Annotated in this window: 27 protein-coding genes; 19 read left to right on the forward strand and 8 right to left on the reverse strand. The window is 48.6% G+C overall.

The window, feature by feature from the left end; translation table 11 throughout:
* The first annotated feature begins 3 nt into the window (after window positions 1-3).
* The 5 genes from chvE to BM184_RS08415 all read left to right on the forward strand — a co-directional run bounded on the left by chvE (window position 4) and on the right by BM184_RS08415 (window position 5,316).
* The gene (chvE, locus tag BM184_RS08395; protein ID WP_086943316.1) at window positions 4-1,092 is read left to right on the forward strand and encodes a multiple monosaccharide ABC transporter substrate-binding protein; all 1,089 of its coding nucleotides are present in this window, start codon (window positions 4-6) and stop codon (window positions 1,090-1,092) included.
* 65 nt (window positions 1,093-1,157) lie between these two features.
* Window positions 1,158-2,690: a multiple monosaccharide ABC transporter ATP-binding protein gene (gene mmsA / locus BM184_RS08400; protein WP_086943317.1), complete on the forward strand. Its 1,533-nt coding sequence runs from the start codon at window positions 1,158-1,160 to the stop codon at window positions 2,688-2,690.
* Window positions 2,691-3,890 carry a multiple monosaccharide ABC transporter permease gene (gene mmsB, locus BM184_RS08405; RefSeq protein WP_086943318.1) on the forward strand — a complete coding sequence of 400 codons (1,200 nt, stop codon included), beginning with the start codon at window positions 2,691-2,693 and terminating at the stop codon, window positions 3,888-3,890.
* Between the two features lie 12 nt (window positions 3,891-3,902).
* Window positions 3,903-4,226 carry a PTS sugar transporter subunit IIB gene (locus tag BM184_RS08410; RefSeq protein ID WP_086943319.1) on the forward strand — a complete coding sequence of 108 codons (324 nt, stop codon included), beginning with the start codon at window positions 3,903-3,905 and terminating at the stop codon, window positions 4,224-4,226.
* A 367-nt stretch (window positions 4,227-4,593) separates the two neighbouring features.
* The gene (locus tag BM184_RS08415) at window positions 4,594-5,316 is read left to right on the forward strand and encodes a dihydrofolate reductase family protein (RefSeq protein ID WP_086943320.1); all 723 of its coding nucleotides are present in this window, start codon (window positions 4,594-4,596) and stop codon (window positions 5,314-5,316) included.
* 104 nt (window positions 5,317-5,420) lie between these two features.
* Here the strand turns inward: BM184_RS08415 and BM184_RS08420 are convergent, their stop codons facing one another.
* Complete coding sequence (locus BM184_RS08420) at window positions 5,421-5,789, reverse strand: VOC family protein (RefSeq protein WP_086943321.1); 369 nt, start codon at window positions 5,787-5,789, stop codon at window positions 5,421-5,423.
* A gap of 179 nt (window positions 5,790-5,968) precedes the next feature.
* Between BM184_RS08420 and BM184_RS08425 the strand changes: the two genes are divergently transcribed.
* Window positions 5,969-6,655: a CBS domain-containing protein gene (locus tag BM184_RS08425; protein ID WP_086943322.1), complete on the forward strand. Its 687-nt coding sequence runs from the start codon at window positions 5,969-5,971 to the stop codon at window positions 6,653-6,655.
* Between the two features lie 262 nt (window positions 6,656-6,917).
* Here the strand turns inward: BM184_RS08425 and BM184_RS08430 are convergent, their stop codons facing one another.
* Complete coding sequence (locus BM184_RS08430; protein WP_086943323.1) at window positions 6,918-8,357, reverse strand: SulP family inorganic anion transporter; 1,440 nt, start codon at window positions 8,355-8,357, stop codon at window positions 6,918-6,920.
* Window positions 8,358-8,587: 230 nt separating this feature from the next.
* Between BM184_RS08430 and BM184_RS08435 the strand changes: the two genes are divergently transcribed.
* Window positions 8,588-8,881, forward strand: coding sequence for a helix-turn-helix domain-containing protein (locus tag BM184_RS08435; RefSeq protein WP_086943324.1), 294 nt, complete (start codon window positions 8,588-8,590; stop codon window positions 8,879-8,881).
* A gap of 67 nt (window positions 8,882-8,948) precedes the next feature.
* Here the strand turns inward: BM184_RS08435 and BM184_RS08440 are convergent, their stop codons facing one another.
* Window positions 8,949-9,752, reverse strand: coding sequence for a Cof-type HAD-IIB family hydrolase (locus BM184_RS08440; protein WP_086943325.1), 804 nt, complete (start codon window positions 9,750-9,752; stop codon window positions 8,949-8,951).
* Between the two features lie 201 nt (window positions 9,753-9,953).
* Here BM184_RS08440 and BM184_RS08445 point away from each other — a divergent pair, with 201 nt between their 5' ends.
* Entirely contained in the window at window positions 9,954-10,196 is a 243-nt protein-coding gene (locus tag BM184_RS08445; protein WP_086943326.1) for a hypothetical protein, read from the forward strand.
* A 33-nt stretch (window positions 10,197-10,229) separates the two neighbouring features.
* On the forward strand, window positions 10,230-10,532 hold the full coding sequence (locus BM184_RS08450) for a hypothetical protein (protein WP_068561521.1): 303 nt from the start codon (window positions 10,230-10,232) through the stop codon (window positions 10,530-10,532).
* On the opposite strand, the gene corA is transcribed toward BM184_RS08450, so the two are convergent.
* A complete protein-coding gene (gene corA, locus BM184_RS08455) occupies window positions 10,533-11,486 on the reverse strand; it encodes a magnesium/cobalt transporter CorA (RefSeq protein WP_086943327.1) in 954 nt (317 codons plus the stop codon).
* Between the two features lie 159 nt (window positions 11,487-11,645).
* Here corA and BM184_RS08460 point away from each other — a divergent pair, with 159 nt between their 5' ends.
* The gene (locus tag BM184_RS08460) at window positions 11,646-12,449 is read left to right on the forward strand and encodes an HAD-IIB family hydrolase (RefSeq protein WP_086943328.1); all 804 of its coding nucleotides are present in this window, start codon (window positions 11,646-11,648) and stop codon (window positions 12,447-12,449) included.
* Window positions 12,450-12,579: 130 nt separating this feature from the next.
* Window positions 12,580-12,963: a MerR family transcriptional regulator gene (locus BM184_RS08465; protein ID WP_177187609.1), complete on the forward strand. Its 384-nt coding sequence runs from the start codon at window positions 12,580-12,582 to the stop codon at window positions 12,961-12,963.
* Window positions 12,964-13,361: 398 nt separating this feature from the next.
* Here the strand turns inward: BM184_RS08465 and BM184_RS08470 are convergent, their stop codons facing one another.
* Window positions 13,362-13,817: an OsmC family protein gene (locus BM184_RS08470; RefSeq protein WP_086943330.1), complete on the reverse strand. Its 456-nt coding sequence runs from the start codon at window positions 13,815-13,817 to the stop codon at window positions 13,362-13,364.
* Window positions 13,818-14,108: 291 nt separating this feature from the next.
* Here BM184_RS08470 and BM184_RS08475 point away from each other — a divergent pair, with 291 nt between their 5' ends.
* Window positions 14,109-14,456, forward strand: coding sequence for a hypothetical protein (locus BM184_RS08475; protein ID WP_086943331.1), 348 nt, complete (start codon window positions 14,109-14,111; stop codon window positions 14,454-14,456).
* A gap of 94 nt (window positions 14,457-14,550) precedes the next feature.
* Here the strand turns inward: BM184_RS08475 and BM184_RS08480 are convergent, their stop codons facing one another.
* A complete protein-coding gene (locus BM184_RS08480) occupies window positions 14,551-14,784 on the reverse strand; it encodes a hypothetical protein (protein WP_086943332.1) in 234 nt (77 codons plus the stop codon).
* Between the two features lie 156 nt (window positions 14,785-14,940).
* Window positions 14,941-15,870, reverse strand: coding sequence for a LysR family transcriptional regulator (locus BM184_RS08485; protein WP_086943333.1), 930 nt, complete (start codon window positions 15,868-15,870; stop codon window positions 14,941-14,943).
* A gap of 422 nt (window positions 15,871-16,292) precedes the next feature.
* On the opposite strand from BM184_RS08485, the gene BM184_RS08490 reads away from it, so the two are divergent.
* From BM184_RS08490 to BM184_RS08500, 3 genes are all read left to right on the forward strand, one after another.
* Window positions 16,293-17,228, forward strand: coding sequence for a nitronate monooxygenase (locus BM184_RS08490; protein WP_086943334.1), 936 nt, complete (start codon window positions 16,293-16,295; stop codon window positions 17,226-17,228).
* 302 nt (window positions 17,229-17,530) lie between these two features.
* A complete protein-coding gene (locus BM184_RS08495) occupies window positions 17,531-19,099 on the forward strand; it encodes an acyl CoA:acetate/3-ketoacid CoA transferase (protein WP_086943335.1) in 1,569 nt (522 codons plus the stop codon).
* Window positions 19,100-19,112: 13 nt separating this feature from the next.
* On the forward strand, window positions 19,113-20,345 hold the full coding sequence (locus tag BM184_RS08500; protein ID WP_086943336.1) for an L-lactate MFS transporter: 1,233 nt from the start codon (window positions 19,113-19,115) through the stop codon (window positions 20,343-20,345).
* A 59-nt stretch (window positions 20,346-20,404) separates the two neighbouring features.
* Here BM184_RS08500 and BM184_RS08505 read toward each other — a convergent pair whose 3' ends face one another.
* A complete protein-coding gene (locus BM184_RS08505) occupies window positions 20,405-20,959 on the reverse strand; it encodes a plasmid pRiA4b ORF-3 family protein (protein WP_143091129.1) in 555 nt (184 codons plus the stop codon).
* A gap of 177 nt (window positions 20,960-21,136) precedes the next feature.
* Here BM184_RS08505 and BM184_RS08510 point away from each other — a divergent pair, with 177 nt between their 5' ends.
* The 4 genes from BM184_RS08510 to BM184_RS08525 all read left to right on the forward strand — a co-directional run bounded on the left by BM184_RS08510 (window position 21,137) and on the right by BM184_RS08525 (window position 25,740).
* Window positions 21,137-21,475: a thioredoxin family protein gene (locus tag BM184_RS08510; RefSeq protein WP_245830745.1), complete on the forward strand. Its 339-nt coding sequence runs from the start codon at window positions 21,137-21,139 to the stop codon at window positions 21,473-21,475.
* A gap of 116 nt (window positions 21,476-21,591) precedes the next feature.
* Window positions 21,592-23,340 (forward strand): sensor histidine kinase, encoded by a 1,749-nt coding sequence (locus BM184_RS08515; protein WP_086943339.1) that lies wholly within the window; start codon window positions 21,592-21,594, stop codon window positions 23,338-23,340.
* Between the two features lie 2 nt (window positions 23,341-23,342).
* Window positions 23,343-24,077, forward strand: a complete 735-nt coding sequence (locus BM184_RS08520) for a LytTR family transcriptional regulator DNA-binding domain-containing protein (RefSeq protein WP_086943340.1) — start codon at window positions 23,343-23,345, stop codon at window positions 24,075-24,077.
* Between the two features lie 157 nt (window positions 24,078-24,234).
* Window positions 24,235-25,740 (forward strand): carbon starvation CstA family protein, encoded by a 1,506-nt coding sequence (locus BM184_RS08525; RefSeq protein ID WP_086943341.1) that lies wholly within the window; start codon window positions 24,235-24,237, stop codon window positions 25,738-25,740.
* The last annotated feature ends 140 nt before the right edge of the window (window positions 25,741-25,880 follow it).

Here is a 25,880-nt window from a genome sequence, read left to right on the forward strand (position 1 = left end):
GGGATGAAATTCAATTGGAAGAAAAGTTTTCTTACAGCAGCAACGTTAGTATCTGCAGTAGCACTAGGTGCCTGCGGGGATGGCGAAGCATCCACAGGGGATGCCGGCTATGTCGGGATCGCGATGCCGACGAAGTCAGCCGAGAGATGGATTGCGGACGGCAACAACATGGTCACTGAGTTGGAAAAACTGGGCTATAAGACTGACCTTCAATACGGCGAGGACAAAGTAGAAAACCAAGTGGCCCAAATCGAAAACATGATCACAAAAGGTGTGGACGTTTTGGTAATCGCTTCCATCGACGGATCCGCCTTGACGGATGTACTTGGAAAAGCAGCGGACGAAGGTATCGAAGTCATCGCTTACGACCGCCTGTTGATGAATTCCGAACACGTGGACTACTATGCAACTTTCGATAATTTCGGAGTGGGTGTGCTGCAGGCTTCCTACATTGAAGATGCATTGAACTTGAGTGAAGGCGAAGGCCCGTACAATATCGAATTGTTCGGCGGCTCTCCTGATGACAACAACGCCTTGATCAATTACAACGGCGTCATGTCCGTCTTCCAACAATACGTCGACAGCGGCCAATTGGTAATCCCTTCCGAACAAACGAAATTCAACCAGATCGCAACCCTGCGTTGGGACGGATCGACTGCACAAGCGCGGATGGACAACTTGCTGAGCGCAAACTACACGGATAAAACATTGGATGCTGTCTTGTCTCCTTACGATCCAATCAGCTTGGGGATCATTTCTTCCTTGAAAGGCGTAGGTTACGGTTCAGCAGAAAAACCATTACCAGTCATCACTGGTCAAGATGCAACCCAGGCAGGCGTGAAATCGATCATTGCCGGCGAACAGACACAAACGATCTTCAAAGATACGCGCGTTTTGGCTCAAAACACAATCGAGATGATCGAAGCAATCTTCAACGAGGAAGAAGTGCCTGTAAACGATACAGAAACGTATGACAACGGCGTGAAGGTCGTACCGACTTACTTGGCTAATCCGGTTTCAGTGGACAAAGAAAATTACCAGGCGGAACTGATCGATACAGACTACTATTCTGAAGAAGATTTAGGCTTATAAAAATGTGAATAACGGAGACTTCCTTTGTGACGCCAAGGAAGTCTCTTCCATAGAGGAGGGGTATCATGGCGGATTATATATTGGAGATGCGGAATATCGTCAAAGAATTTTCTGGCATCCGGGCATTGAGTGATGTGAATCTGAAAATCGAACGCGGGGAAATTCATGCCCTATGCGGCGAAAATGGCGCGGGTAAATCCACGCTGATGAACGTGTTGAGCGGATTGTATCCATACGGCAGCTATGAGGGGGACATCATCTATAACGGTGAGACATGCAAATTCAAGGATCTGAAGGACAGCGAAAACAAAGGGATCGTCATCATCCACCAGGAGTTGGCACTCAGCCCGTATCTGTCCGTAAGTGAAAATATTTTTCTTGGAAATGAACAGGCGAAGCGCGGCATCATCGATTGGGACCTGACGGAAAAGAAGACAACCAATTTATTGAAGACGGTCGGGTTGAAAGTGAACCCCAATACGCTCGTTTCCCAGATTGGGGTCGGGCAGCAGCAATTGGTCGAAATCGCGAAAGCTTTCTCGAAATCGGTACGCCTGTTGATTTTGGATGAACCGACAGCCGCACTGAATGAGGAAGAGAGTGCCAATTTATTGGAGCTGATCAAGGAATTCAGAAGGCAAGGCATCACTTCCATCATCATTTCCCATAAGTTGAACGAGATCGTCAATGTGGCCGACCGCATCACCATCCTGCGCGACGGAAAAACGATTGAAACGTTGGAAAAAGAAGCCATCAACGAAGAACGCATCATCCGCGGCATGGTCGGAAGGGACTTGACGAACCGTTACCCTGAACGCCATCCGAACCTCGGCGACGTCTACTTTGAAGTGAAGGATTGGACGGTGCATCATCCGGTTGATGCGCACCGCATCATGAACGACAAGATCAACTTCAATATCCGCAAAGGCGAAATCGTCGGGATTGCCGGATTGATGGGGGCAGGCCGGACCGAATTCGCGATGAGCGTCTTCGGACATTCCTACGGCAGCAACATCTCCGGCAAAGTATTTAAAGAAGGTCAGGAGATTTCGGTCAAGGATGTGCCTGTAGCCATCGAAAACGGGCTTGCTTATGTATCCGAGGACAGGAAAGCGCTGGGTTTGAACCTCTTGATGGATATCCGTGAGAATACGACAATCGCAAGCTTAGGGAAAATCAGCAAGCAGGGCGTCTTGGACAAAGAAAAAGAAGTCCAGATAGCCGAAGAATACCGCAAAAAAATGCGGACAAAGACGAACTCGATTTACCAAAAAGTCAGCAGTCTCAGCGGCGGGAACCAGCAAAAGGTAGTCCTTGCCAAATGGCTGATGACGGAACCTGATGTGCTGTTCCTGGATGAACCGACACGCGGAATCGACGTCGGCGCCAAATACGAAATCTACACGATCATCGAGGAGATGGCGGCTGCAGGCAAATGTGTCTGCATCATCTCTTCCGAATTGCCTGAGATATTGGGGATGTGCGATCGCATTTACACAATGAATGACGGCAAATTCACAGGTGAGGTTTTACGCAAAGACGCGAACCAAGAATCGCTGATGAATCTAATGACTAGGGAAGAAGAGGGTGTGTTATAGATGGAAACGACGAACGGCGTAAAAAAGGAAAAGCAAACACTGGATCTAAAAACAAAGGCGCTTGATATTTTCAGCAAATACAGTATGGTAATTATTCTGATTGGGTTATTGATCGCATTTCAACTGATGACGGACGGCATCTTCTGGCGGCCGCTGAACATCACCAACATCGTGCTGCAGAACAGCCACATTCTGGTTCTGGCTGCTGGTATGCTATTGGTGGTCCTGTTGGGCCATGTCGATCTTTCGGTCGGTTCGGTGATGGCTTTCGTGGGTGCCATCTCCGGTATTTTGATGGTGAACTGGAACGTCAGCCCTTGGTTAGCGGTGCCGATCTGCATCGCGATCGGAGCGATCATCGGCGCTTGGCAAGGTTACTGGGTAGCCTACTTCGGCATCCCGGCCTTCATCGTCACTTTGGCGGGGCTGTTGATGTTCCGCGGGCTGACACAGGTTGTGTTGGGCGGGCAATCGTTGGCGCCTTTCCCTGAAATATTCCAAAAAATCTCTACAGGCTACCTGCCTGATTTGACTGACAGCAGTATCCATCTGCTGACGATGATCCTGGGAGTCCTCATCGCTGCGGCACTTGTTTTCGGACAATGGCGCACACGCGAAAAACGCAAAAATAATCTTTTCGAAGTGGAATCAATGAATACGTTCATGGTGAAAGCAGTCATGACAGCAGTTGTAATGATCGGGGTTACTTATATCTTCGCCTCTTACCAAGGTTATCCTGTCATTTTGGTAATCTTGGGAGTCATCGTAGCAGCCTATGCGTTCTTGACGAACAAAACCGTTGCGGGACGCCAAATCTATGCAACAGGCGGAAACCGTAAAGCGGCGGAATTGTCCGGTATCAAAACGAAAAAAATCACTTTCTGGGTATTCGTGAACATGGGTGCGATGGCTGCGTTGGCCGGCCTGATCTTGGCGGCGCGTCTGAATGCGGCCACACCGCAAGCGGGTACTTCCATGGAATTGGATGCGATGGCAGCCGTATACTTCGGCGGAGCCTCCACTTCAGGCGGGATCGGCACCATCGTGGGAACGATCGTCGGCGGTTTGGTTATGGGTGTCTTGAATAACGGGATGTCCATTCTCGGTGTCGGCGTCGACTGGCAGCAAGCAATCAAAGGTTTGATCCTCTTGTTGGCTGTCGTCCTGGATATCTACAACAAGAAAAAGAAAGCAGCGTAAGGGGTTGAGCAGATGACCGAACAAAAGACAGCCTTATTGATTTGTACGGCAGGCATCACGACCGGCTTGCTGGTGAAGAATGTGCAGAACGCGGCGGATGAGAGGGGACTGGACATCCATGTCTACTCCGCACCGGCGATCATCGCGGAGCAGGCGATCCAAAGCCAAGCGATCGATGCCCTGATGATCGGCCCGCAATCCAAATACGAAATCGCGCGGTTGAAAGATTTCCTGACCTATAAGGCAGTGCCTTACAAGCTGATCTCGAAGGAAAATTATGAGATCCTGGACGGGGAAGCTGTGCTGGAGGAGATCATCGCGTTGATCGGGGAATAATCACAAATAAGTATGGGAGCCGTCTCAAGTTGAGGCGGCTCTTTTTGCTGGGAACTTTTATAAGCCGGATAAAATATTTGCGAACGGTTTTTCGGCTCTCAGCTCCGGTGAACGGAGGCTTCGCCGGAGTTCGGCTTGCATTTTTTGTTGTTCTCCGGTGAGGATGCCTTCGCCGGAGAAGGTTCCGATAGTTACCGATGTCCTCCGGCGAGCGGGCGCCTCACCGGAGCTGTGATCAGAATCCGAATTGTCCTTCGATAGTGAGCGCGTCTGAGCATATTTTGCTGATAGTTCCTTCTTGACTTAAACTAACATCAAGGGTTTATGATGGAATCAGAAATTAAGATTCGGAACGGAGGAAAAAGAAATGAACAGACCTTACAGAACGATTTGCCATATGGCGATGTCGATAGACGGGCGTGCGGCGGGGCACTATTTAAGTGCAGCCGAATTCGGGCCGTACGGGAAAGCCTATGAGGAGACGCTACAAGCTTACGGTTCGGACAATTGGATCTGCGGGCGGATCACGTTCGAGCAGCACATCACGTTCGGCAACAAAGTGGATCTGTCCGATTACTCGGATGAAGCAATCCCAAGGGAAGATTACATTAACCCGGCTGCATTCAGCTCTTACGCAATCGCGGTCGATCCGGAAGGGAAACTGGGCTGGCAAACGAATGTGATCGGCGACGAGTATCCGGAACGAAGAGGCGATCACATCGTCACGATTTTGAGCGAGGCGGTCTCTGATCGGTATCTGGCCCATCTCAGGAAAGTGGGCGTTTCCTACATCTTTGCGGGGAAGAGCAAACCTTTGTCGATGACGGTTGCCTTGGATAAGCTTCACAAATATTTTGGCATCGAAACTTTCATGCTGGTCGGCGGCGGGTTTGTGAATGGATCGTTCGCAAGCGAAGGTTTGATCGATGAAATCAGCCTGATTATCGCACCGCTCGTCGAAGGCGTATCCGATTCCGTTTCGCTGTTCGAGTTCGGGAGCAGTTCCGATCAGCGTATCCGGAAGTTCAGACTGGATAAATTCGAGCGGATCGGTCCGGATGGCATCCGGCTGAATTATCTTTCGGAGTGAAACGAGGGTCATGCAGAACGAAAGAACCACCGGATCCAAGGCGTTTTCCCCTCGAATCCGGTGGTTCTTTATGTTGATGGCGTGATTTAGAGCGCTTGGTCCGCTTATTCAGCCGCCTCCCGGACGGCGTAGTAGTTGCCGTCCCGGTCGGGGAAGTTGAAGGTCCTGGTGCCGCCCATTTCGATTATTTCGCCGACCGTCTCATTGTTTTCCTTGAAGCGCGCGTACAGCCCATCGAAATCAGAGATGTCGAACAATAAGGAAGGCTTGTTGGAGGCCACTTCTGGTGAATTCTTTCTGATGAAATCGATATTGAAAAGCTGCAGATTGCACATCGGATTCACCGCCAGCACAATGCTGATGGAATCCCCAAAGTCATAGCGGCCGACTTCTTTGAACTCAAGATAGTGTTTCCAAAAATCGGCATTCGCTTCCACGTCCGCTACATAAAGCATGATATTCGCTGTGGTCATTTCATTTCCTCCGTTTCTGTTCGGTCATAAGCTCATTATACGCCGGGAATTATTCGGAGGCCAACGAGAGGGCTTTCGCGGCAGGTGTTTTTGGATGAAAGGCTTTGGATTCGTATTTCCCGCTTTGAATTGTTAGAATAGAGGTATAAAGGGAGCAACTAGAGAGAGGGCGAAAGCGATTGAACAGCAATAATGAGGCATTCCTGGATTATTTCAATGATATCGAAAGTTTCTTCAACAAGGAATACAAGCCCGACCGCGGGAAATCCTACTACAACTTTTATGAGTTGGTGGAGAACGCCTCGCGGTATGACAGCTATGTGAAAAGGAAACGGGATGACTTCCAGATATTGGGGGATCTGCGCAATTTCCTGAGCCACGGGAACCAGAGCGATCTGGTGCTCGTCAACGAGGCATCCCTGAATCTGATAAAAGCGATCCACGAACAACTGTTGAAACCGAAGACCACTTTCGACATCAAGTCGGATGATGTGAAATTCTTCAAGGAAACAACCCCGCTTTCCGCAGTCCTTGAAACAATCCGGAATACCGATCTGACCCAATTTCCGATCAAGGACGGAAACGGCAAAGTGATTGGGTTGTTGACGGAGAACGGCATCACCCACTGGCTGTCCCAACATGCGCATGAGGCAAGCATTTCCATCGGCGGAACGCTTGCGCGCGATATCCTTCTGTTGGACGAGAACAAAAATAATTTTGCCTTCATCAAGAAGGATGCGACCATCTATGAAGCCGAAGCACAGTTTGATAACCAAAAGATCGATGCGCTGTTGGTGACGGACAGCGGCAAAAATACAGAAAATCTGCTCGGCATCATCACGCGATTCGACTTGGTGGAAGTGTAACGACAGACTAATGATAAAGACAGGCTGCCCCATTTTTATGGGACAGCCTGTCTTTTTTTGAGCAGTGCGCCGAAATGCGCGCGCAGCTCCTGTGAGTGACGCCTTCGCCGGAGGACAATGGTATTAATCGCCCTCACCTCCGATTGAAGCGGGCTCGTCGGAGAACGCAACTCGGAATGATAGCCGTCCTCCGTCGAAGACTGCACTCGCCGGAGGAGGAAGACGATAAAGGGCCGCCTCGAGAGGCGGCCTTTGGGCATTCTTATTTTTCAGTGTGGATGGAGATCCGTTTGAAGAGGGCCGAACTTTGTGGGTTCGCGCCGGTGAAGGTCGTCTTCACGCCGCGCTTTTTGTTGCGGGTGATGAGCTTGTCGATTGCTTCGACAGCGGTTGAATCCCAAAGCGTCATGGCGCTGATGTCGATGACGACTTCCTCTTCGTGTTCGATCTCTTCGGCGAAGAATTCCAGGAATTTTTCTGCTGAAGCGAAGTAAAGGTGACCGTTCACTTTGTAGTGGTGGTCATCATCGGTTGTTCCGGCTTCAACTTGGAGATGGGCCATCTTGAAAGTGGTGAAGACGGCGCTGACCAAAGTGCCGGCTACGACACCGTAAGCCAAGTTGTGGGTTCCGACAACGATGGCGACGGTAAGGAGCATGGCGAAGCTTTCGTTTTTGGGATTGGTGCGCAGACGCTTGATCGAATCCCAATTGATCGTTTCAAAGGAAACCACGACCATCACAGCCGCCAGCGCGATGATAGGGATCTGGACGACGGCGCCGTTCAAAAGAACAACCGACAACAGCATCAAGGAACCGGACAAGAAAGTCGCCAATCGGCCGATGCCGCCGTAATTCAGGTTGATGATCGTCTGGCCGATCATGCCGCAACCAGCGATGCCTCCGAAGAAACCGGAAAGGATATTGCCCAGACCCTGACTCAAGGTTTCCTGATTTTTGTCGCTTTTGTCTTCTGTGATATCGTCGACAAGTTGAGCAGTCAGCAATGATTCAACCAGACCAACGATGGCAACGGAAAGCGCGGTAGGGAAAATGATCCGCAGCGTTTCCAGCGTCAGCGGAACAGCCGGGATGCCGAAGCGCGGCAAAGCGGTGGAGATCGATCCCATATCGCCCAATGTTTTCACATCCAGACCAAAGCCGAGCACGATCGCCGTGATGACGAGGATCGCAACGATGGGTGCAGGGATTTTCTTCGTGACTTTCGGGAACAGGAAAATGATCGCAATGCCCAAAAGCCCCAGGATCGGCAGAACCAGGCCACCATTGAAATGGTCAAGCTGCGAAGTGAACATCATGAGTCCCAAACCATTGACGAATCCTGTCATGACGGGCTTCGGGATGTAGCGCATCAAGGAACCGACTTTGAAGATTCCCAGGATGACCTGCAATACCCCCGCAAATATCGTTGTGGCGAATAGATATTGTACGCCATGTTCGGCGACCAGATGGGCCAAAACCAATGCTACGGAACCTGCCGCCGCTGAAATCATGCCCTTGCTGGAGCCGAAAAAGGCAGCCGTTGCAGTGATGAAGAAAGTGGCGTAAACGCCGACGATCGGTGCCACTCCTGCGGCAATCATGAATCCGATGACTTCCGGGAAAAGGGCCAGACACACGACGATGCCTGCCAGAATGTCCCCCCTGATATTGCCGAACCATTCGTTTTTGTATTGTTGCATAGATATCCTCCTTCTTGAAAAATAGTGATTAATTGAATTTCAAAATTATTTAACTTGTTTATAACAATACATATTAACACATAACTGAATCATAGACTCTAAAAATTTAGCCATAAGTGCACAATTTGAACAGTAAGTTCAAAAAGGATGAAAAATCTTATGTTTTGAGCGAGGGTGTGTTAGTATGTAAAAAAGCAAAGTTGAATCCAGGAACAAAGGAGCGGATCAGGATGGAAGTAGGCAGTCGCATTCAGGAATTGCGCAAACTGAACAAAATAACGGCGAAAGAATTGGCTGAGCAGATTGACGTCTCGCCTTCCTTCATTTCGGCAATTGAACACAATTCGACTAAGTTGTCCCTGAAGACGCTCAACCATATCTGCGAGGTGCTTGGGGTTACCTTGGCGGAATTCTTCAATTCAGAAATGAGCCCTGTGGAAAAGAAACTTACCGCTCAAATCAAAAAAATGCCGGAAGAGAAAAAGTACGAATTATTGGCCTTCCTGACAGGCCTGATTTCATAGCGACATAAAAAAAGGAAGTTGCATCCCGCTTCAATTATGAGGCTGGGGGCGTCTTCCTTTTTTTCGTTCATTCCATTTCAAGCAGCTGCTCGATTGCGGCCAGTACACCTTCTTCGTTGTTCGAAAGGGCCTGATATTTGGCGGCTTTTTTGACGTCATCGGCTGCGTTCGCCATCGCGAAACTGTAGGCCACATGCTCCAGCATCTCGATGTCATTCCCGCTGTCGCCGAATGCGGCGGTCTCCCCATCGGAGATGCCCCATAGCTTCTGCAGCAGTTGGATGCCGGAAGCCTTATGCATGCCGGGAATGATGAGGTCGATGGAGCCATGGCCGGTCGGTACAGGGGAGACGACATCGCCTACTTCGCGTATGAAGTGTTCCAAGAGGGCAGGGACTTCCTCTTCTGAGAAGCCTGATGCAAATTTGAAGATGATGTCATCTATTTCGGAAAAAGAATCCACCCGCTTCAAGCGATGATAGAAGCGTTTCGTATTTTGGTAAAAGTGATCGGAAACGGAACTGTTGACATAGGCACTGTTTTTGCCGCAAACGACCAATTTTGAATAGGCATCCAACTCCTTGAAGATCCAGAGCACCTTGTCAATCGTCTCCTGTGTCATCTCACCGACGGACAGCTCTTTGTTGCAATCCACGACGAAAGCGCCATTTTCCGCCACAAAAGCAATATTATCCTGTATTTCAGGAAAAAAAGAACGCAGTTGGTAGTATTGGTTTCCGCTGGCCACGACAAAACGGATATCCTTTTCGAGCATGCGTTTGTATAGGGCAGCGAAGCGCTCCTTGTTGAATTCCTTCCGGCTGTCCAGGAAAGTTCCGTCCATATCGACGGCGATCAGTTTGATGGGCATGGCGAATCTTCCTTTCGTAGGATGCAAAAGTCTTCCAGCTGGAACCGCCAGTTTTGAGCATCCACTTATGTTTACAACATCTTAACACGTTTCCTTACTATTCCCAAGAGGAAAAGAATGCCTTCAGCGGTTTTTCCGAGAAGGAAACAGTTGACAAAAAGAACGTGTGTTCGTATTATGATGTTAAAGGATGTGACTGATATGGAAAATGGGATTTGCCTGAAAGGTTCAGTGGAAAAAATAAAAATCCTCAAACTGGAGGAAACGCCGCTGATCCGTTTCACACTGACAGTGGACAAGCAAGAGAAGCAGAATTGCCTGATCCGCGCGCATTCGTTGGATTTTTTGTATCAGGTCACCGAAGGAAACGCAATCGTGATCTATGGCAGGAAGAACAAGCGCAATCAAGTCGTGGTGCAGAAATATCATGTAAATCAAAAATGATGGCTGATGGATAGGGTGAGGAAAATGAGGTTGATGCAAAAAGGAATCTGGAGAAAAAAGTTGGATGTCGCTGATCTGTTGGAACGAAAAGGCTGCTATGAGTTCACACTGTTGGAGGATAAGCTTTCCGTCAGGGAGGAGCTGTTTGAAATTTGGTGGTATGCCTATGGTGGAAACAATCATATTTTGGCAAAAAGCAAACGTTATCCAACCCGTCTCTATTTCATTTTGCTGGAGCCAGGCGATCTGTTCGCGGTGAATGATTTCCGCATTTATCTGGAAACAGGGGAATTGAAGCATCCTGTCGCCACCTATTACAAGAGAAACGGCCGGTAATCAGAACCAGCCGTTTTTCTTGAACCAACGATACATAGAGATGCCAATCAGGAGCATCAGGCCGATAGCCAGAAAATAGCCGTATCTCCAAGTCAACTCCGGCATGTGTTCGAAATTCATCCCATAGATTCCGGCGATCAAGGTCAGCGGCGAGAAGATCGAGGTGATGATGGTGAGGATCTTCATTACATTGTTGGTTTGATGGGAATTGAGCGACAGATAGCTGTCGCGCATATCCGTCGTCACCTCGCGGTTCGAGGTAATCATCTCGGATACCTTCAGCAGGTCATCGTGGATATCCGAAAAATAACTCCGTCTTTTGCGGACGCCCTCGAGATGCTGAGAATTCAGCATCCGATAAAGCAGATCCCGCATCGGATTGACGGTCTGCATCAGACTCAACAACAGGTGGCGGATATCGATCAGCTGCGGCATCTGATCGGGTGAGCGCCTGTTTTGGGTGCTGTCCTCGATGCGGATCAGTTCGTCTTCAACGTCATGCAGCAAAGGGAAATAATTGTCCACGATTTTGTCGAGCACTTGATAGAACACGTAGTGGGGATCCCACTTTTCAGGATTCTGCTGCGAAATCAGACGCTCGCGGATGTACTGCACCTCTTTTGAAGAGGCATAGTGGAAAGTCACGATGAAATTTTCCGCGACAAAAAAGTCCAGTTCTTCCTTGACGATTTTTTTCTGTTCCGTATGGACATGATGGGTGACGTAGAAGGTATAGCCTTCGTAATAATCCAGCTTCGGACGCTGCAACAGCTGGAGGCAGTCTTCAATCGCCAACGGATGGAAGTGGAAAGTATCCTTGAGATGCTGCACTTCCTCGGTTGTTGGATTTTCGAAGTCGATCCAGGTCCATTTGTAGGCGGAGAGATCTGCCGTATTCAGATCGAGGTCTGTTTTGATTTGATTTTCAGTCGTGATGCCGGTGGCCGTTATCATGTTTTTGCACCTTCTCTATTATGATTTCAAGCTTCATTATACGGGAATCGCACAAGCGGCGCCATCCGGAAGATTTTCTGCGCTTCAGCATACGGACTGTTGTGGACCGGAAAGTATGCGATAATGGAGGGAGAAATTTATCGGAACGGAGGACACTGGATGATCAAGTTGATTTTGACGGATATGGATGGTACTTTTTTGAACAGCCAAGGGGATTTCAACAGGGAACTTTTCAAGCAGGTCAAGCAGATGATGGCGGAAAAAGGAGTCGTTTTCGCGCCTTGTACGGGCAAGCAGAGTGAGCGTGTCGAAGAAATATTCGGCGAGGATGCTGCTGATTTTTGGATTCTCGGGGACAGTGCTTCCCGGATCAAACGCAACGGCACAGTCGTCTACGAATCGTTGTTGGAGAATACGACAGGCCTGGCCATCCTGCGCGAATTGGAGGAGATGCAGCTTGGGCATACGCTGATCGCCTGCACGAAGGAAGCCGCCATGATCAAAAATGATCTGTCGCCTGAAGAATCCGCGGCTGTCAGGAGATCCTACAAGAAAGTGATCACGGTAGCGGATTTCGGAGCCATCGAGGATGATTTCATAAAAATCACGGTCCGTGATATGCAAGAACGGTGCATCGGGACTGCTGAAAAATTGGCTGCTTTTCGTGACCGCGCGCATATCGTTGCTTCGGAGAAAGCTTGGCTGGACATCACCGACTTGAACGTGCATAAAGGGAGTACGGTAGCCCATCTGCAGGAGCTGCTGCAGGTCACCCCGGAAGAAACGATGGTGTTCGGTGACGGGATGAATGATGTCGAAATGATGAAGAGCGGCAGGTACAGCTTCGCTGTGCGGAACGCTTATCCAATCATCAAGGATACTGCGGCATTCACCACGGGAAGGTCGAATGATGAGGACGCGGTGTCGCATACAATCCTGCAGTTGCTTGCGTTGCAAGGCTGAAAGCTTGTCGAGGCGGGCCCCGCCCATTTGCCTGGAAATTCCATTTGACTTGGAGCCCACTCCAAGGTGTAGGATATAACTGAGGGTAACAGTCAGGACAGGTTTTGATGCCGAAAGGATGGACGAGATGATAAACATAAAGAAAGCCAGCGAGGAAACGGGTGTATCGGCCGATACGATCCGCTACTATGAGAGGATCGGTCTGATTCCGCCGATAAAAAGAAATGAAAACGGGGTCCGTGAATTCGATGAAGAAGATCTGAAGTGGATCGCCTTCAGTCGCCAGATGCGCAATGCGGGCTTATCGATCGAATCCTTGATCGAATATCTCGCACTCTTCCGCAGCGGAGAAGAGACTGTTCCGGCAAGGATGGATCTGTTGGTCGAACAACAGCATGAACTGCAGGAACGGATCGATGTGATGCAGCAGGCGATGGAACGGCTGACGTTCAAAATCGAAAATTATACGAGCCACATGGTTCCGAGTGAAAACAAGCTGAGAGAATTCAAGTAGATGTAACGACAAAAAAATCCCATCAGGCCTTGTTTGGCAGGCTGATGGGATTTTTTCATAATATATAATATTTTGAATCCGAAAGTGCGTCACCGTAGTTGTTTAATAGATTCGCAAAATGTTTCATGCAATCAAGTTAGATGGCTAGCTTCACGGGTAAGCCCTTCGGAAAGGAGAAAGGAACCCCTTGTCTCTGCGAGCCAAGGATACTATTCGACTAACCTGCTGATGCAGGAAGTCTCTCAGCATATTGCGCTCTACGATGCTCAGTTGCATGGGAGTCTTAGGGATTCATCCCTTAGAGTCCCAGTACAAGGTGACCGTAGGAAACGTTGCATGGCTCGATTTCCTAAATTTCTTTCAGGGCTGAATGAACCCGTTCCGCTTTTCTGATTTTTTTAATTGGTCCGGATCCACTGGGTTGACATGTCGACGCCCGCATCCAGCATGAGGTTGTAAACGGGGCATCTTCTTTCGACTTCAGCCGCCAGTTTCTCGATGGCTTCATCGGTCTCATCGGTCTCGATATGGTTGATGAGCGTGACTTCCTGGAAGTAGGTCCGGATATCATCTTCCCCGGCAAAACCGCGCGGATCAAAGGTGCCTTCGACGGTAAACGTCAGACCTCTGTAAGAGAGCCCTTGTTGTTCGGCTACATAATAGGCAATGATCGAGGTGCAGCCTGCCAGCGAACTTAAAAGATATTCCAACGGATTCGGCCCTTTGTTGTCGCCGCCCATCCGTTCCGATTCGTCTACGAAAAATTCAGGCAGGTTACGGACCTTCACCGTAGTGGTGATGCCTTGGTGTGATTGGCCAGTGATCCTCAATTTCGATAATTTTGTTTCTGTCATCTGGAATACCCCGTTTCTGTTTTTATTCAGTCAGCGCTTACAAGTTTATTTTATCATAGCAACTTGGGTTAGTCTTAACAGAAGCACTCCCTCCAAACGAGGAAGGGGGCTTGGGAAAATACCAGAAATATAGGTTTCATCTATTTCACGGCGGATGTGCAAAACTGTCATGGAGTGGTATACTATCCTTGAAGGAAAAAGTGCGGGCAAGTGTTGAAGTACAGGCCTGTGTTCACGTTTTTTAAGCAAATGATCATTTTGGTTGATTCACGAAGAAAAGGGGTTTTCTCAATGGAAAAGAAGGATTTGGAACTGATATTGGCTAATTTTGGACCGGAAAAGGAATTCATCGGCGATGGCTATTTCCGTATCCGCGACAAGGGCAACGAGCATTACGAAATCGCCTATCTTGTCTCAGCATGCTGCGGAACAACGAACTACTACCCACAAATCGCTGTCCATGTCGAAGGCGACAAAGTGGTTCCCGATTCCGTTCTGGATCTGGTATCCAATCCAGCAAAAATGCTCAGTTATTCACCTGAGACGAGTGCTGTGATGGAGCAGGAATTGGATAAACTCTGCCAAAAGTTTTTGGATATCAAGAACTTGAAAGCAACAAACGCCGGAACACCAGACTGATCTCTGGTGTTTTTTTTCATGTCAGGAATCAAAAAGGAGCAAGTGAGTGCGGCATTCCGCATTCCCTTGCTCCTTTTTGATTTTTTTGTTTGGGTCAATAAGGCTTTGCCGCTTCGAACGAACCTTTGATGACGCGATTGCAGTCTCCGCATTTCAGCCAGTGGCCAAGATCGTTGCTTTCCTGATAAACGCTCGATGGCTTCTTGCATTGGCAGTAAAGGATTTCGGTTTCTTGAGGGGGATCTTCGGGAATGATATCAAGATAGGGTTCTTCGGTCAACCAAGTGGCATCGATAGAATGATTGTCATCTTTTGATAATTTATCCATGATAACCCCTCCTATGGGTAAGTATCCGCTCTTGAGCGCAAAGTGTGGAAAATCTTCTTTGCTCACTTTGATGATACAACTTCTGTTGCTGAAGGCCAAATGATATGGTTCCGAACAGAATAAGAGGCGTCTTTTCGCTGATGCAGACGGCAATGATCAAATGCTGTCGCTGTAGGCTTTCATAAGTTCCTTTGCCATATCGATCATAGCCAGGTCGACTGAGGAAAGGGTTTTTTCTTTGCTGTAGGCGATGAAATAACGGGTGCGGACAATGCTGGTTTCGATATAGAAAATATTGTAGCTGTCCATCAATTCGCTGTTGTTGAGCGCACTCTTCGGCAAAAAGGTCAGTCCCATGCCCTTCCTTGCAAGAGCCGCTGCGGTTGAAATGTTCTGCGTTTCCATGACGATATCAGCCTTGATGTCCAGATGCTTCAGGAATTCGTTGGCCTGTTTACGGATCCCGGATTGGGAAGTAGTCAGCACATACTTTTCGTTCTTCAGCAAGTTCAAAGGATAAGGGAATTTTTCGATTTCCTTCAAGCCGGGCTGATACAGCGGGCTTGTGTCCGGAACGATGACGCACCATTTGTCTTCCGCGAGCATCGTGTAGGAAAGCTGTTCATTATGGATCGGCATCATGCCCAGATACAGATCGACTTTGTTTTCCAGCAGATCCATTTCCGTCGTTTTGGCGTCCTGTTCCATGATTTTCAGGACGATGCCTGGATATTTTTCATGGAACTTCGGCAGAATCAAAGGAAGCAGAAAAGAACCCATGATCGGATGGACGCCGATACGGATGCGGCCGTACTTCAGATTGGTGATCATGGTCAATTCGTTGACCATATCCTCGTACTGGTTCTGCATCTTTTTCATATGCGTCAGGAACCTTTCACCGGCATAGGTCAATTCCATCGGAGTCCGATTGCGCTCGACCAATTTGGTTTGCAGTTCCTCTTCCAATTTTGTGATGGTTTTGCTGAGGTAAGGCTGGGAAATATATAGAGACTTTGCCGCCTGAGTGAAGGTCCCTTCACTGACGATGGCATCCAGATAGGCAATGATAGTGGTCTGTTGCATCATTTTTTGTCATCCTTTCGATCGCGATGTTCTACTGTTGGTTATACTGGAAAACGATTAATAATTGCAAGCGTTATTGTACCTCACTTTATGATTGTGAAAGATAAAATAATCACAATTATAATATATAGGTTATGAAAATGATATCTATTCAGAACAAAAAAGATATGAAAAAAATACATTATCTCAAAAAGGAGGTGTATTATGTTTGTTCGTAAAATCAATAATAACGAGCTTTATATTCCGGATCAAACTATTTTATATAACCAAACGGTTATGATAAACCATTGAAGATTACTATTTCACAATAGTTCAGATAAATTCTATAATGCAATCATAAAGAGAAAAGGTGAGCAAACGGAACGGCAATTTCAGCCAAGCCTACAGACTCATCACTCACAATTCAAGGAAGAAGGAAAAACAAGATGACAACATTATGCGAAATGCTAGGAATAAAATATCCTATTTTTCAAGGAGCAATGGCCCGGATCGCAACGGCTGATATCGCTTCTGCCGTTTCAAATGCAGGCGGACTCGGCATCATCGCTTCAGGCGGGATGACAGCAGAGCAATTGCGTGCAGAGATCCAAAAATGCAAAACGATGACGGACAAGCCGTTTGCCGTCAACTTGATGCTGATGATGCGCAATTGTCCGGAATTGGTTGATGTCGTGATTGAAGAAGGCGTCAAAGTCGTGACGACTGGAGCGGGCACACCGAAACCATTCATGCCGAAATTCAAAGAAGCCGGCATCAAAGTCATTCCGGTAGTCGCTTCCGTGAAACATGCACAAAAAATGGAAGCTTTGGGCGCGGATGCAATCGTAGCTGAAGGAACAGAAGCGGGCGGACACGTCGGCGAAACAACAACCATGTGCTTAGTGCCGCAAGTAGTCAGCGCGGTCAATATCCCTGTGTTGGGAGCCGGCGGAGTCGGTGACGGCCGTGGGGTCGTTGCGATGTATGCAATGGGTGCTCAAGGAATCCAAGTGGGGACACTTTTCTTATCTGCTGAAGAATGCCCGGTTCCAGCTACATTCAAACAAGCGGTATTGGATGCTGATGATACAGCTACGGTCGTCACTGGACGCCGCAATGGAGCGCCTGTCCGTTCCATCAAAAACAAGATGCTTGCGAAATTCCAGGAACTGGAAAACAACAATGCATCCCGTGATGAATTGGAAGAATTATCTTTGGGCTCATTGAGCAAAGCCGTCTATGAAGGCGATGTCGAGAACGGATCGGTTATGGCCGGCCAAATCACCGGTATGGTCCGTGATATCCGTCCTGCTAAAGAAATCATCGAAACTTTATTCAAGGATGCTGAAGCAATCGCAGGATCATTGAAGATCGCTTATTAATCAAAACTGAAAAGCTCAGAGTAAGACTGAGCTTTTTTCTTAAATATTAGGAAATATAAAATATTTTCAATATAAAAGTGCATCACCGTAGGTGTTTCACGGATTTGTAAAATGTTTTATGCATCTAAAATAATGGCTAGCGGTCCAAGCCTGCCTCTCGGAAATTAGATAAATCTGACCCATTGCGCTCTACGATGCTCATTCAGGGCCAGATTTCCTAAATTTCTTTCGAGGCAGAGCGGGCTTGTCCCGCTTTTCTTACTTACTTATGTGAATGAACGAGCAAACAGGAGGGTACACTTATGACAAAAGTAATCACAGCTGCGGAAGCGGCAAAATTGATCAAAGACAACAGCACAGTGGCGTTGACCGGATTCGGTTTGGCCTGTGTAAATGAAGAAATGGCTATTTCCATCGAAGATCGCTTTAAAGCGGAAGGCCATCCGAACAATCTGACAGTCATCCATGCGAGTGCTGTAGGGGATCGCCGCACGAAAGGGATGAGCCATTTGGCGCACGAAGGTCTGATCAAACGTTGGATCGGCGGGATCGTCAGTGCTTCTCCGCAGATCAGTGATTTGATCGTCGAGAACAAATGCGAAGCCTACAACCTTCCGCAAGGGGTTATCACCCAATTGTACCGTGAAATCGCCGCAAAACGTCCGGGCTTGTTCACTAAAGTCGGCATGCGCACCTTCGTTGATCCGCGTCTGGAAGGCGGCAAGCTTTCGCCGCGCACGACCGAGGATATCGTCAAAGTGGTTGAAATCGAAAACGAAGAATGGTTATTCTACCCGACTTTCCCTATCAATGTCGGCCTGATCCGCGGAACGGTAGCCGATGAAAAAGGCAACTTGACGCTTGAAAAAGAAGGCTTGCACATGGAAGTCCTTCCGGTAGCTCAAGCAGTCAAAAACTCAGGCGGGATCGTGATCGCTCAGGTTGAAACGTTGGCGGCTGCAGGCACGCTGCATCCTAAAGACGTAAAAGTACCGGGCATCATGGTCGACTACATTGTCGTGGCACAGCCAGGCAATCAATTCCAAACAGAAAACACTGAGTACAATCCAGCTTTCTCCGGAGACACAAAAGTACCATTGGATGCTGTAACGGCACTTCCGTTGGATGCCCGTAAAGTTATCGCCCGTCGTGCAGCGATGGAGTTGGTTCCTTCCGCTGTCCTGAACCTTGGCGTAGGGATTCCGGTTAATGTCGCGACAGTCGGTGCCGAAGAAGGCATCAGCGATCAATTGGTGTTGACGACCGAAGCAGGTTCGATCGGCGGCGTTCCGGCAGGATTGCGGGATTTCGGACATGCCTTCAACAGTGAAGCAATCATGGATCATCATGCGCAATTCGACTTCTATGATGGTGGCGGCTTGGACTTATCCGTGTTGGGACTGGCCCAGACCGATGCCTGCGGAAACGTGAATGTATCCAAGTTCGGAAACCGTGTCGCTGGTTGCGGCGGATTCATCAATATTTCCCAAGCTGCCAAAAAATTGGTGTTCGCAGGAACCTTTACTGCCGGCGGTTTGCAGCAGGAGGTCAAAGATGGCCGTCTGACGATCATCCAGGAAGGCAAAGCGAAGAAATTCGTATCTGAAGTCGAACAAGTGACTTTCAGCGGGGAGTATGCGTCCGAAGTGGAGCAGGAAGTATTGTATGTGACTGAACGTGCGGTATTCGACCTTGAGAAAGGCAAATTGCGCTTGATCGAAATCGCTCCTGGTGTCGATCTTGAAAAAGATATTTTGGGACAAATGGGCTTCAAACCGGTCATTGCCGATGATCTGAAAGTGATGAACGAAGGCATGTTCCGCGAAAATTGGGGAGAACTAAAAAACATCGTCATGGCGAATGGAAAATAAGGGAGTGTTATTGATGAAAAAGGAAATTAATCGTTGGGCTGTCTTGATCAGCTCTATGGGTATCTTGATGTGTACGGGTGCAGTTTATGCTTTCAGCGTATTGGCAGGACCGTTGTCTGCTGCAAGAGGTTGGACAATGGCTGAGGTCATGGTGGCCTTCGCGATCAACGCGGCTTTAGGGCCGATTCCGATGATCTTGGGCGGCTTCTTGACTGACAAAGGTTGGTCAAAATGGAGCACGATGGCCGGAGCGGTATTGTTCGGTGTTGGTTTTGCTTTGGCGGGTACAGCAACAACTTTGACTGAATTGTACGTCTACTATGGTTTGATGGCCGGTTTCGGACAAGGTTTCGCTTACTCAGGCTGCCTAAGCAACACGATCCGTTTCTTCCCGGATAAAAAAGGTTTGGCTTCCGGATTGATCACAGCAGGTATGGGCGGAGCGGCCATCATCGCAGCTCCGATCGCGAACCAATTGATCCAAAGTATTGGTGTTGCCGACACTTTCGTGCGGATGGGTATCGCCTATGCCATCATCAGCTTTACTTGCAGCCTCTTCATCAAGGTTGCACCGAAAGATTACATGCCAAAAAATATGAACGCAGCGGCTACTGCAGCAGCGAATAAACCGGTCGTAAACAAGAACTGGAAAGAAATGCTGCAGGATCCAAAATTCTATCTGATCATCCTGATGTTCGCGATGGGAGCTTTCTCAGGCTTGATGATCGCTTCAAATGCTTCACCGATCGGACAATCCATGTTCGGCCTATCCGCAGCAGCGGCAGCAGTATATGTCAGCGTGTATTCGTTAAGTAATACGATGGGTCGTATTATCTGGGGAGCTGTTTCGGACAAACTTGGCCAACCAACGACTATCAGCATTATGTACAGTGTCATCATTCTTACTTTCTTGATCCTTATTTTCGTCAAATCGATTTTCGGTTTTACACTAGGAATCGTTGGTTTAGGCCTATGCTTCGGCGGTGTGATGGGCGTGTTCCCTTCATTAGTCATGGATAACTTCGGACCGAGATTCCAAGGCGTCAACTACGGTATCGTGTTCATCGGTTACTCGACATCCGCTTTCGTTGCACCTAAAGTAACAGCGGGTATCGCTGCTGCAAACAACGGTGACTTCACCAAAGCTTTCTATGTCGCGATTGTGGTTGCGGCTGCAGGTCTGATCCTGGATCTTGTCTATAAGAAAAAAACAGCAACCAAGTCGATCACAGAAACTGCTCAATAAACACAAAAAAAGCATCTCCTGCGCTCATATTCGAGCGTAGGAGATGCTTTTTTTGCTTCTCACAGATGGCCGCCGTCATCTTCCCATTCATCTTCGTCATCATCCAAAGCTATCCATTCATCTTCATCGAGCCCCGGCAGTCCTTCGCCAAGGCCGCTGACGTTCAGGTAGGCCAATTCTTCATTGATTGCTTTTGCGATTTCCCCGGAATCTGTATACGCAAGGTCCAATGTGCCGTCCGTGATGTCCAACCGGGTATGGTCTTCCTCAGGCGCCAGATTCTCTGCGCGCGCGCAACGGGGATAGAGCACGTCCGCCTTCGCTTCAAATGCTTTTTGCAGGACGATTTCATGTTCCCAGTTTTCTTCCATGTTATACGTGTAGATGATTTTATCGTCTTTTCCTTGAATGTGGTCCCGAAGACGATCGGTTTCTGCCAATTCATCTTTATGCGGCGAGGCAAACCTGAAAGTATGAGGGTGGAGATCGGACCAATTGAATGCACTTTGAAGAATGAAATGCAAATCGGAGAAAGTGGTGTCGTCATCCAATTGTATATCCCGCCAAACCGGTGTGCCGACATCCAAAAGCGTAATTCTGAGTTCGAACATCATCTGAAAAACCACCTTTTTTGTTTTCAGTATAACGTTTTCATAGAGCAAGTTCAAATAAGAAGGGTATCCGAAGCGCAAAGGGATTTTCTTCCGACAGTGCTGTAAAATCCGCAAAACGGACTTATTCCGATTCACGTGCTATAATGACAAAAAATGAAAGAGGAAGAAGGTCAATCTGTGTTTTATCCAAATAATTTTCAACAAGCAACTTCGATAGAAGAAATCCGTCACTTCATCGCTGCTAACAAATTGGCGTTTGTTTATATTTCCAGGACGAACTGTGGCGTCTGCCATGCGGTCCAACCGCAAGTGCAGGAAATGCTGGAAGAATTCCCGGCAATCAAAGCGATCCAAGCGAACGCCGATGACATCCCGGAAGTAGCGGGCGAATTCACCGTCTTCACCGTTCCGGCATTGCTGTTGTTCGTTGAAGGCAAAGAGATGATCCGTGAAGCACGCTTTGTGGTGATGGACGAGCTGCATCGCCAATTCCAGCGGATCGCGGATAATTTCTGACAGCTTGATAAAGGAACGATAGCCCGAAGCGCAAAGCCTGGGCTATCGTTTTTTGTGCGCAAATCAGTTGTTTCTGGTGTAAACTGAAGATAACCATTTTTCGGAGAGGAGCGGCCATGTTTAATTTATTCATTTTGATATTGGAGCGGGTCGGACTGATCATCATTTTGGCCTATCTTCTGATGAATGTCCATTATTTCAGGGACGAATTGGGCGAACGCCAACGCTTGAGCACCAAATTGACGCTGATAGTCGTATTCGGCATCTTCGCCGTCATCTCGAACTACACAGGCGTTGAGATCAGCCAGGACCGCATCGTATCCGATCAGGTGCTGATGAAGCTTTCGGAAGGCGCATCCTTGGCGAACACGCGGGTGCTCACGATCGGCGTCGCCGGCTTGATCGGCGGGCCGTTGGTCGGCACATCTGTCGGCATCATCTCGGGCATCATCCGCTTCTTCCAAGGCGGGGAAGAGGCTTATATTTACGTCATTTCTTCGATCTTGATCGGGCTCATTTCCGGCCTGTACGGCGCCAAAACGATGCGGAAAAATACCTATCCGACGATTAAAGAAGGCTTTATGATAGGAGCCATAACGGAAGGAGTCCAAATGCTCAGCATCCTGGTCTTGAGCCGCGATCTTCAGGCTGCTTGGGATCTGGTGACATTCATTGCGTTTCCGATGATTCTCGTCAACAGCATGGGGACCGGCATTTTCCTTTCCATCATCGGCTCCACGCTGCGTCAAGTCGAACAGACGAAAGCGGTGCAGACGCATGATGTGCTCCAATTGGCGAACCGAACGATGCCTTATTTCCGTTCCGGCATGAACGAAGCTTCGTGCACGGAAGCGGCAAAAATCATCCAACAATTGATGAAAGTGTCCGCTGTCAGCATCACGAACACCGATCGGATTTTGGCCTATGTCGGCGCGGCCAGCGACCACCACATCGCTTCGAATGAAATATTGACCGAATTGTCCAAAGAAGTGCTGCGGACTGGTGAAATCAGGGAAGTCCATTCCCACGACGAAATCGGCTGCAACCATCCGGGCTGTCCCTTGGAAGCGGCGCTTGTCATTCCGTTGAAAGCTCAGGGAAAAACGATCGGTACCTTGAAATTGTACTTCACGGATGCCACGAAGCTGACCTTTGTTGAAAGGCAGCTGGCGGAAGGGTTAGGCAATATTTTCTCCAGCCAGATCGAATTGGGCGAAATCGAACTTCAGAGCAAACTGCTCCAGGATGCCGAAATCAAGTCCTTGCAGGCGCAAGTGAATCCGCATTTCTTCTTCAATGCCATTAATACGGTCTCTGCTTTGATCCGGGTCGACAGCGAGAAGGCGCGCAGGCTGCTGATCCAGCTCAGCAACTTTTTCCGTGCCAATCTGCAGGGGGCCCGCACCAACTTGATTCCGTTGATGAAGGAACTCGCGCAAGTGGAAGCCTACCGTTCGTTGGAGCAGGCCCGTTTCCCTGATCGCTACCAAGTCGACATTTCCGTCGAGGAAGGCATGGAGGAAGTGCTGTTGCCGCCCTTCCTGATCCAGATTCTGTTGGAGAATGCGTTCAAGCATGCTTTCGGCAGCAGGAAAACCGACAATCGGGTATGGATCGACGTGAGAAGCAGTCCCGATGGGGTCTTCATTTCCGTCCGGGATAATGGGGAAGGCATCGATTCCGAGCGTCTGGAGAAATTGGGAAAAGAAGCAGTACCGTCCCAGGAAGGCACAGGATCGGCATTGGAGAACTTGAATAAACGGCTGATCAGCCTTTTCGGCGAATCAGCCAAACTGCATTTTGTATCTTCACCAACAGGGACGACCGTGTACTGCACGGTACCTTATCAAGAAAGGCAGGGATGAGTATGCGGGTATTGATTGTGGATGACGAACCATTGGCAAGGGATGAACTGGCTTACCTGCTTGGGAAATGCGAAGGCGTGAGCGCCATCGCCCAAGCGGATTCGATCGAAGAAGCGCTGGGAGCGATGCTTGAGGACCCTGTGGATCTGATCTTTTTGGACATTCACCTGACTAATGAGAGCGGCCTATCGTTGGCTGGCAAAATCAATAAACTGAAGAAACCGCCGATGATCATTTTTGCTACGGCCTATGATGATTATGCCGTCAAAGCGTTTGAACTGAATGCGACCGATTACGTCCTGAAGCCTTTTGAAATGGAGCGGATCCAGCAAGCGGTCAAAAAAGCCTACGGACAGTACCGCAAGCAACAGGTCGGAGAAGTGGAAGTACCGAAGCAGAAGGATATAGGACTGCAGGTCTTGCCCATCCAGATGGATGAACGTATCTATATGCTGCAGGTCCCGGAAATCATCGCAATCGGAGTCGAGAACGGCGAAACGACCATTTATACGAAAAATATGACCTACATCATTCATGAACCGCTCAGTGCGCTCGAGAAAAAAATCGATGGGCATCCTTTCCTGAGGGTTCATCGCGCCTTCCTCATCAATCTGAAGGAAATAAAGGAAATCCAGCCATGGTTCAACCATACATTCCAACTGACGATGAGCAACGGCTTGAAGATACCCGTCAGCCGTTCTTATATGAAGGAATTTAAGGAAAAAGTAGGTATCTGATCAAAAAGTGAATGAATTTCAGGACTGCAGGCGTGCAACTCGGCCTGCAGTTTTGTCGTTTCGGCCGTAAATGACCCAAAAGGTTCTTATTCTCCAGTAAAGTAAGGGCATAGAAAGAACGTGTTGGCCGCACATTTATTTTGAAGGAGGAAAAAAGATGCTTACTTTACTTGGAGGAATCGCCTTATTGGTTCTGGGTTACTTTACTTATGGGCGCTACATCGAAAAGAACTTTTCCATCGATCCGGAAAGAACGACTCCCGCTGAAGCACTGAAGGACGGATATGACTTTGTCCCGATGTCAAAATCAAAAAATGCCATCATTGAACTGTTGAATATTGCCGGGACAGGTCCTATTTTCGGACCGATAATGGGAGCGCTTTACGGACCGGTCGCCTACATCTGGATCATCGTCGGCTGCATCTTCGGAGGAGCCGTCCACGATTATATGGTCGGGATGATTTCCTTGCGGAACGACGGCGCGCACTTGCCGGAATTGACCAGCAAATATCTGGGCAAACCGGTCAAGCATATCGTCAACATCTTCGCCATGCTGCTGTTGATGTTGGTTGCAACCGTGTTTGTCACTTCACCCGCCAACCTGATTGCCAGCATCACACCCGATTGGATGACGATCGGTATCATTACCCTGTTGATTTTCGCTTACTATCTCATCTCAACCATCCTGCCGATCGACAAGGCGATGGGCAAAGTCTACCCTTGGTTCGGCGCGGTCCTGATCATCAGCACGATCGCAATCGGCATCAGCTTATTGACGGGCGGCCATAATCTGCCGGAATTGACGATGGGCGCTATGCAGAATTTCCATCCGAAAGGCACGCCGATATTCCCGGCAATCTTCTTTACGATTTCTTGTGGCGCCATTTCCGGTTTCCATGCGACCCAAGCTCCGATGGTTTCCCGGACGTCGACGAACGAGCGGGAAGGCCGCTTCCTTTTTTACGGCATGATGATCGCAGAGGGCGTCATCGCCATGATCTGGGCTGGAGCTTCCATGGCCCTGTTCGATGGCCAAACATTAAGCCAAATGATCGATGCCGGAACACCATCAGCTGTCGTCAACCAAGTTTCCACTATGTTATTGGGTAATGTCTTCGGTACGGTCGCCATCATCGGCGTCATCGTCTTGCCGATCTCTTCTGGCCTCTCCGCCTTCAGAAGTCTGCGCACAATCTTGGCTGACTACATGAGCATCAAACAGGATTCAATGAAAAAGATCCTGATGATGACGATCCCGTTGTTTGTCATCTCGTTCTTCCTTACTAAAGTGGATTTCAACCTGATCTGGAGATACTTCAACTGGGCAAACCAAGTCACAGCCGTCATCGCTTTGCTGATGTCGACGCGTTACTTGTATCTTAAAAATAAAAATTACCTGGTTACCTTATTGCCTGCAACATTCATGCTTTATGCCTGTGTCGTCTATATCCTGAGCGAGCCGATCGGATTCCGGATGGGGCTGCAGACGGCCACTTACTTGGTCGGTCTGGTTGCAACTGTTGCGATCATGGCACTTTACTGGACAACCGGCGTGAAACAGAAGGTTGCTTTGAGTCCTGAATCGGAACTCTTGAACGATCATCTGCCGATCGGGACGTTTTCTTCTATTGACGCAGTACCGGCAGCGGTAGCAGCCGAATAGCCCTATCTTTCAATTGAAACCTTATTGACCAAAAAACTCCCCGTAGCCGCTATAGGCCATCAGGGGAGTTTTTTGCTGTAGTTGGATTTTCAAATCTTCTCCATCAGTTGCGGTGCCTGCCCTTTTCAGGGCAAAGGGAT

The sequence above is a fragment of the Trichococcus pasteurii genome, assembly GCF_900112935.1.
GTDB lineage: Bacteria > Bacillota > Bacilli > Lactobacillales > Aerococcaceae > Trichococcus > Trichococcus pasteurii.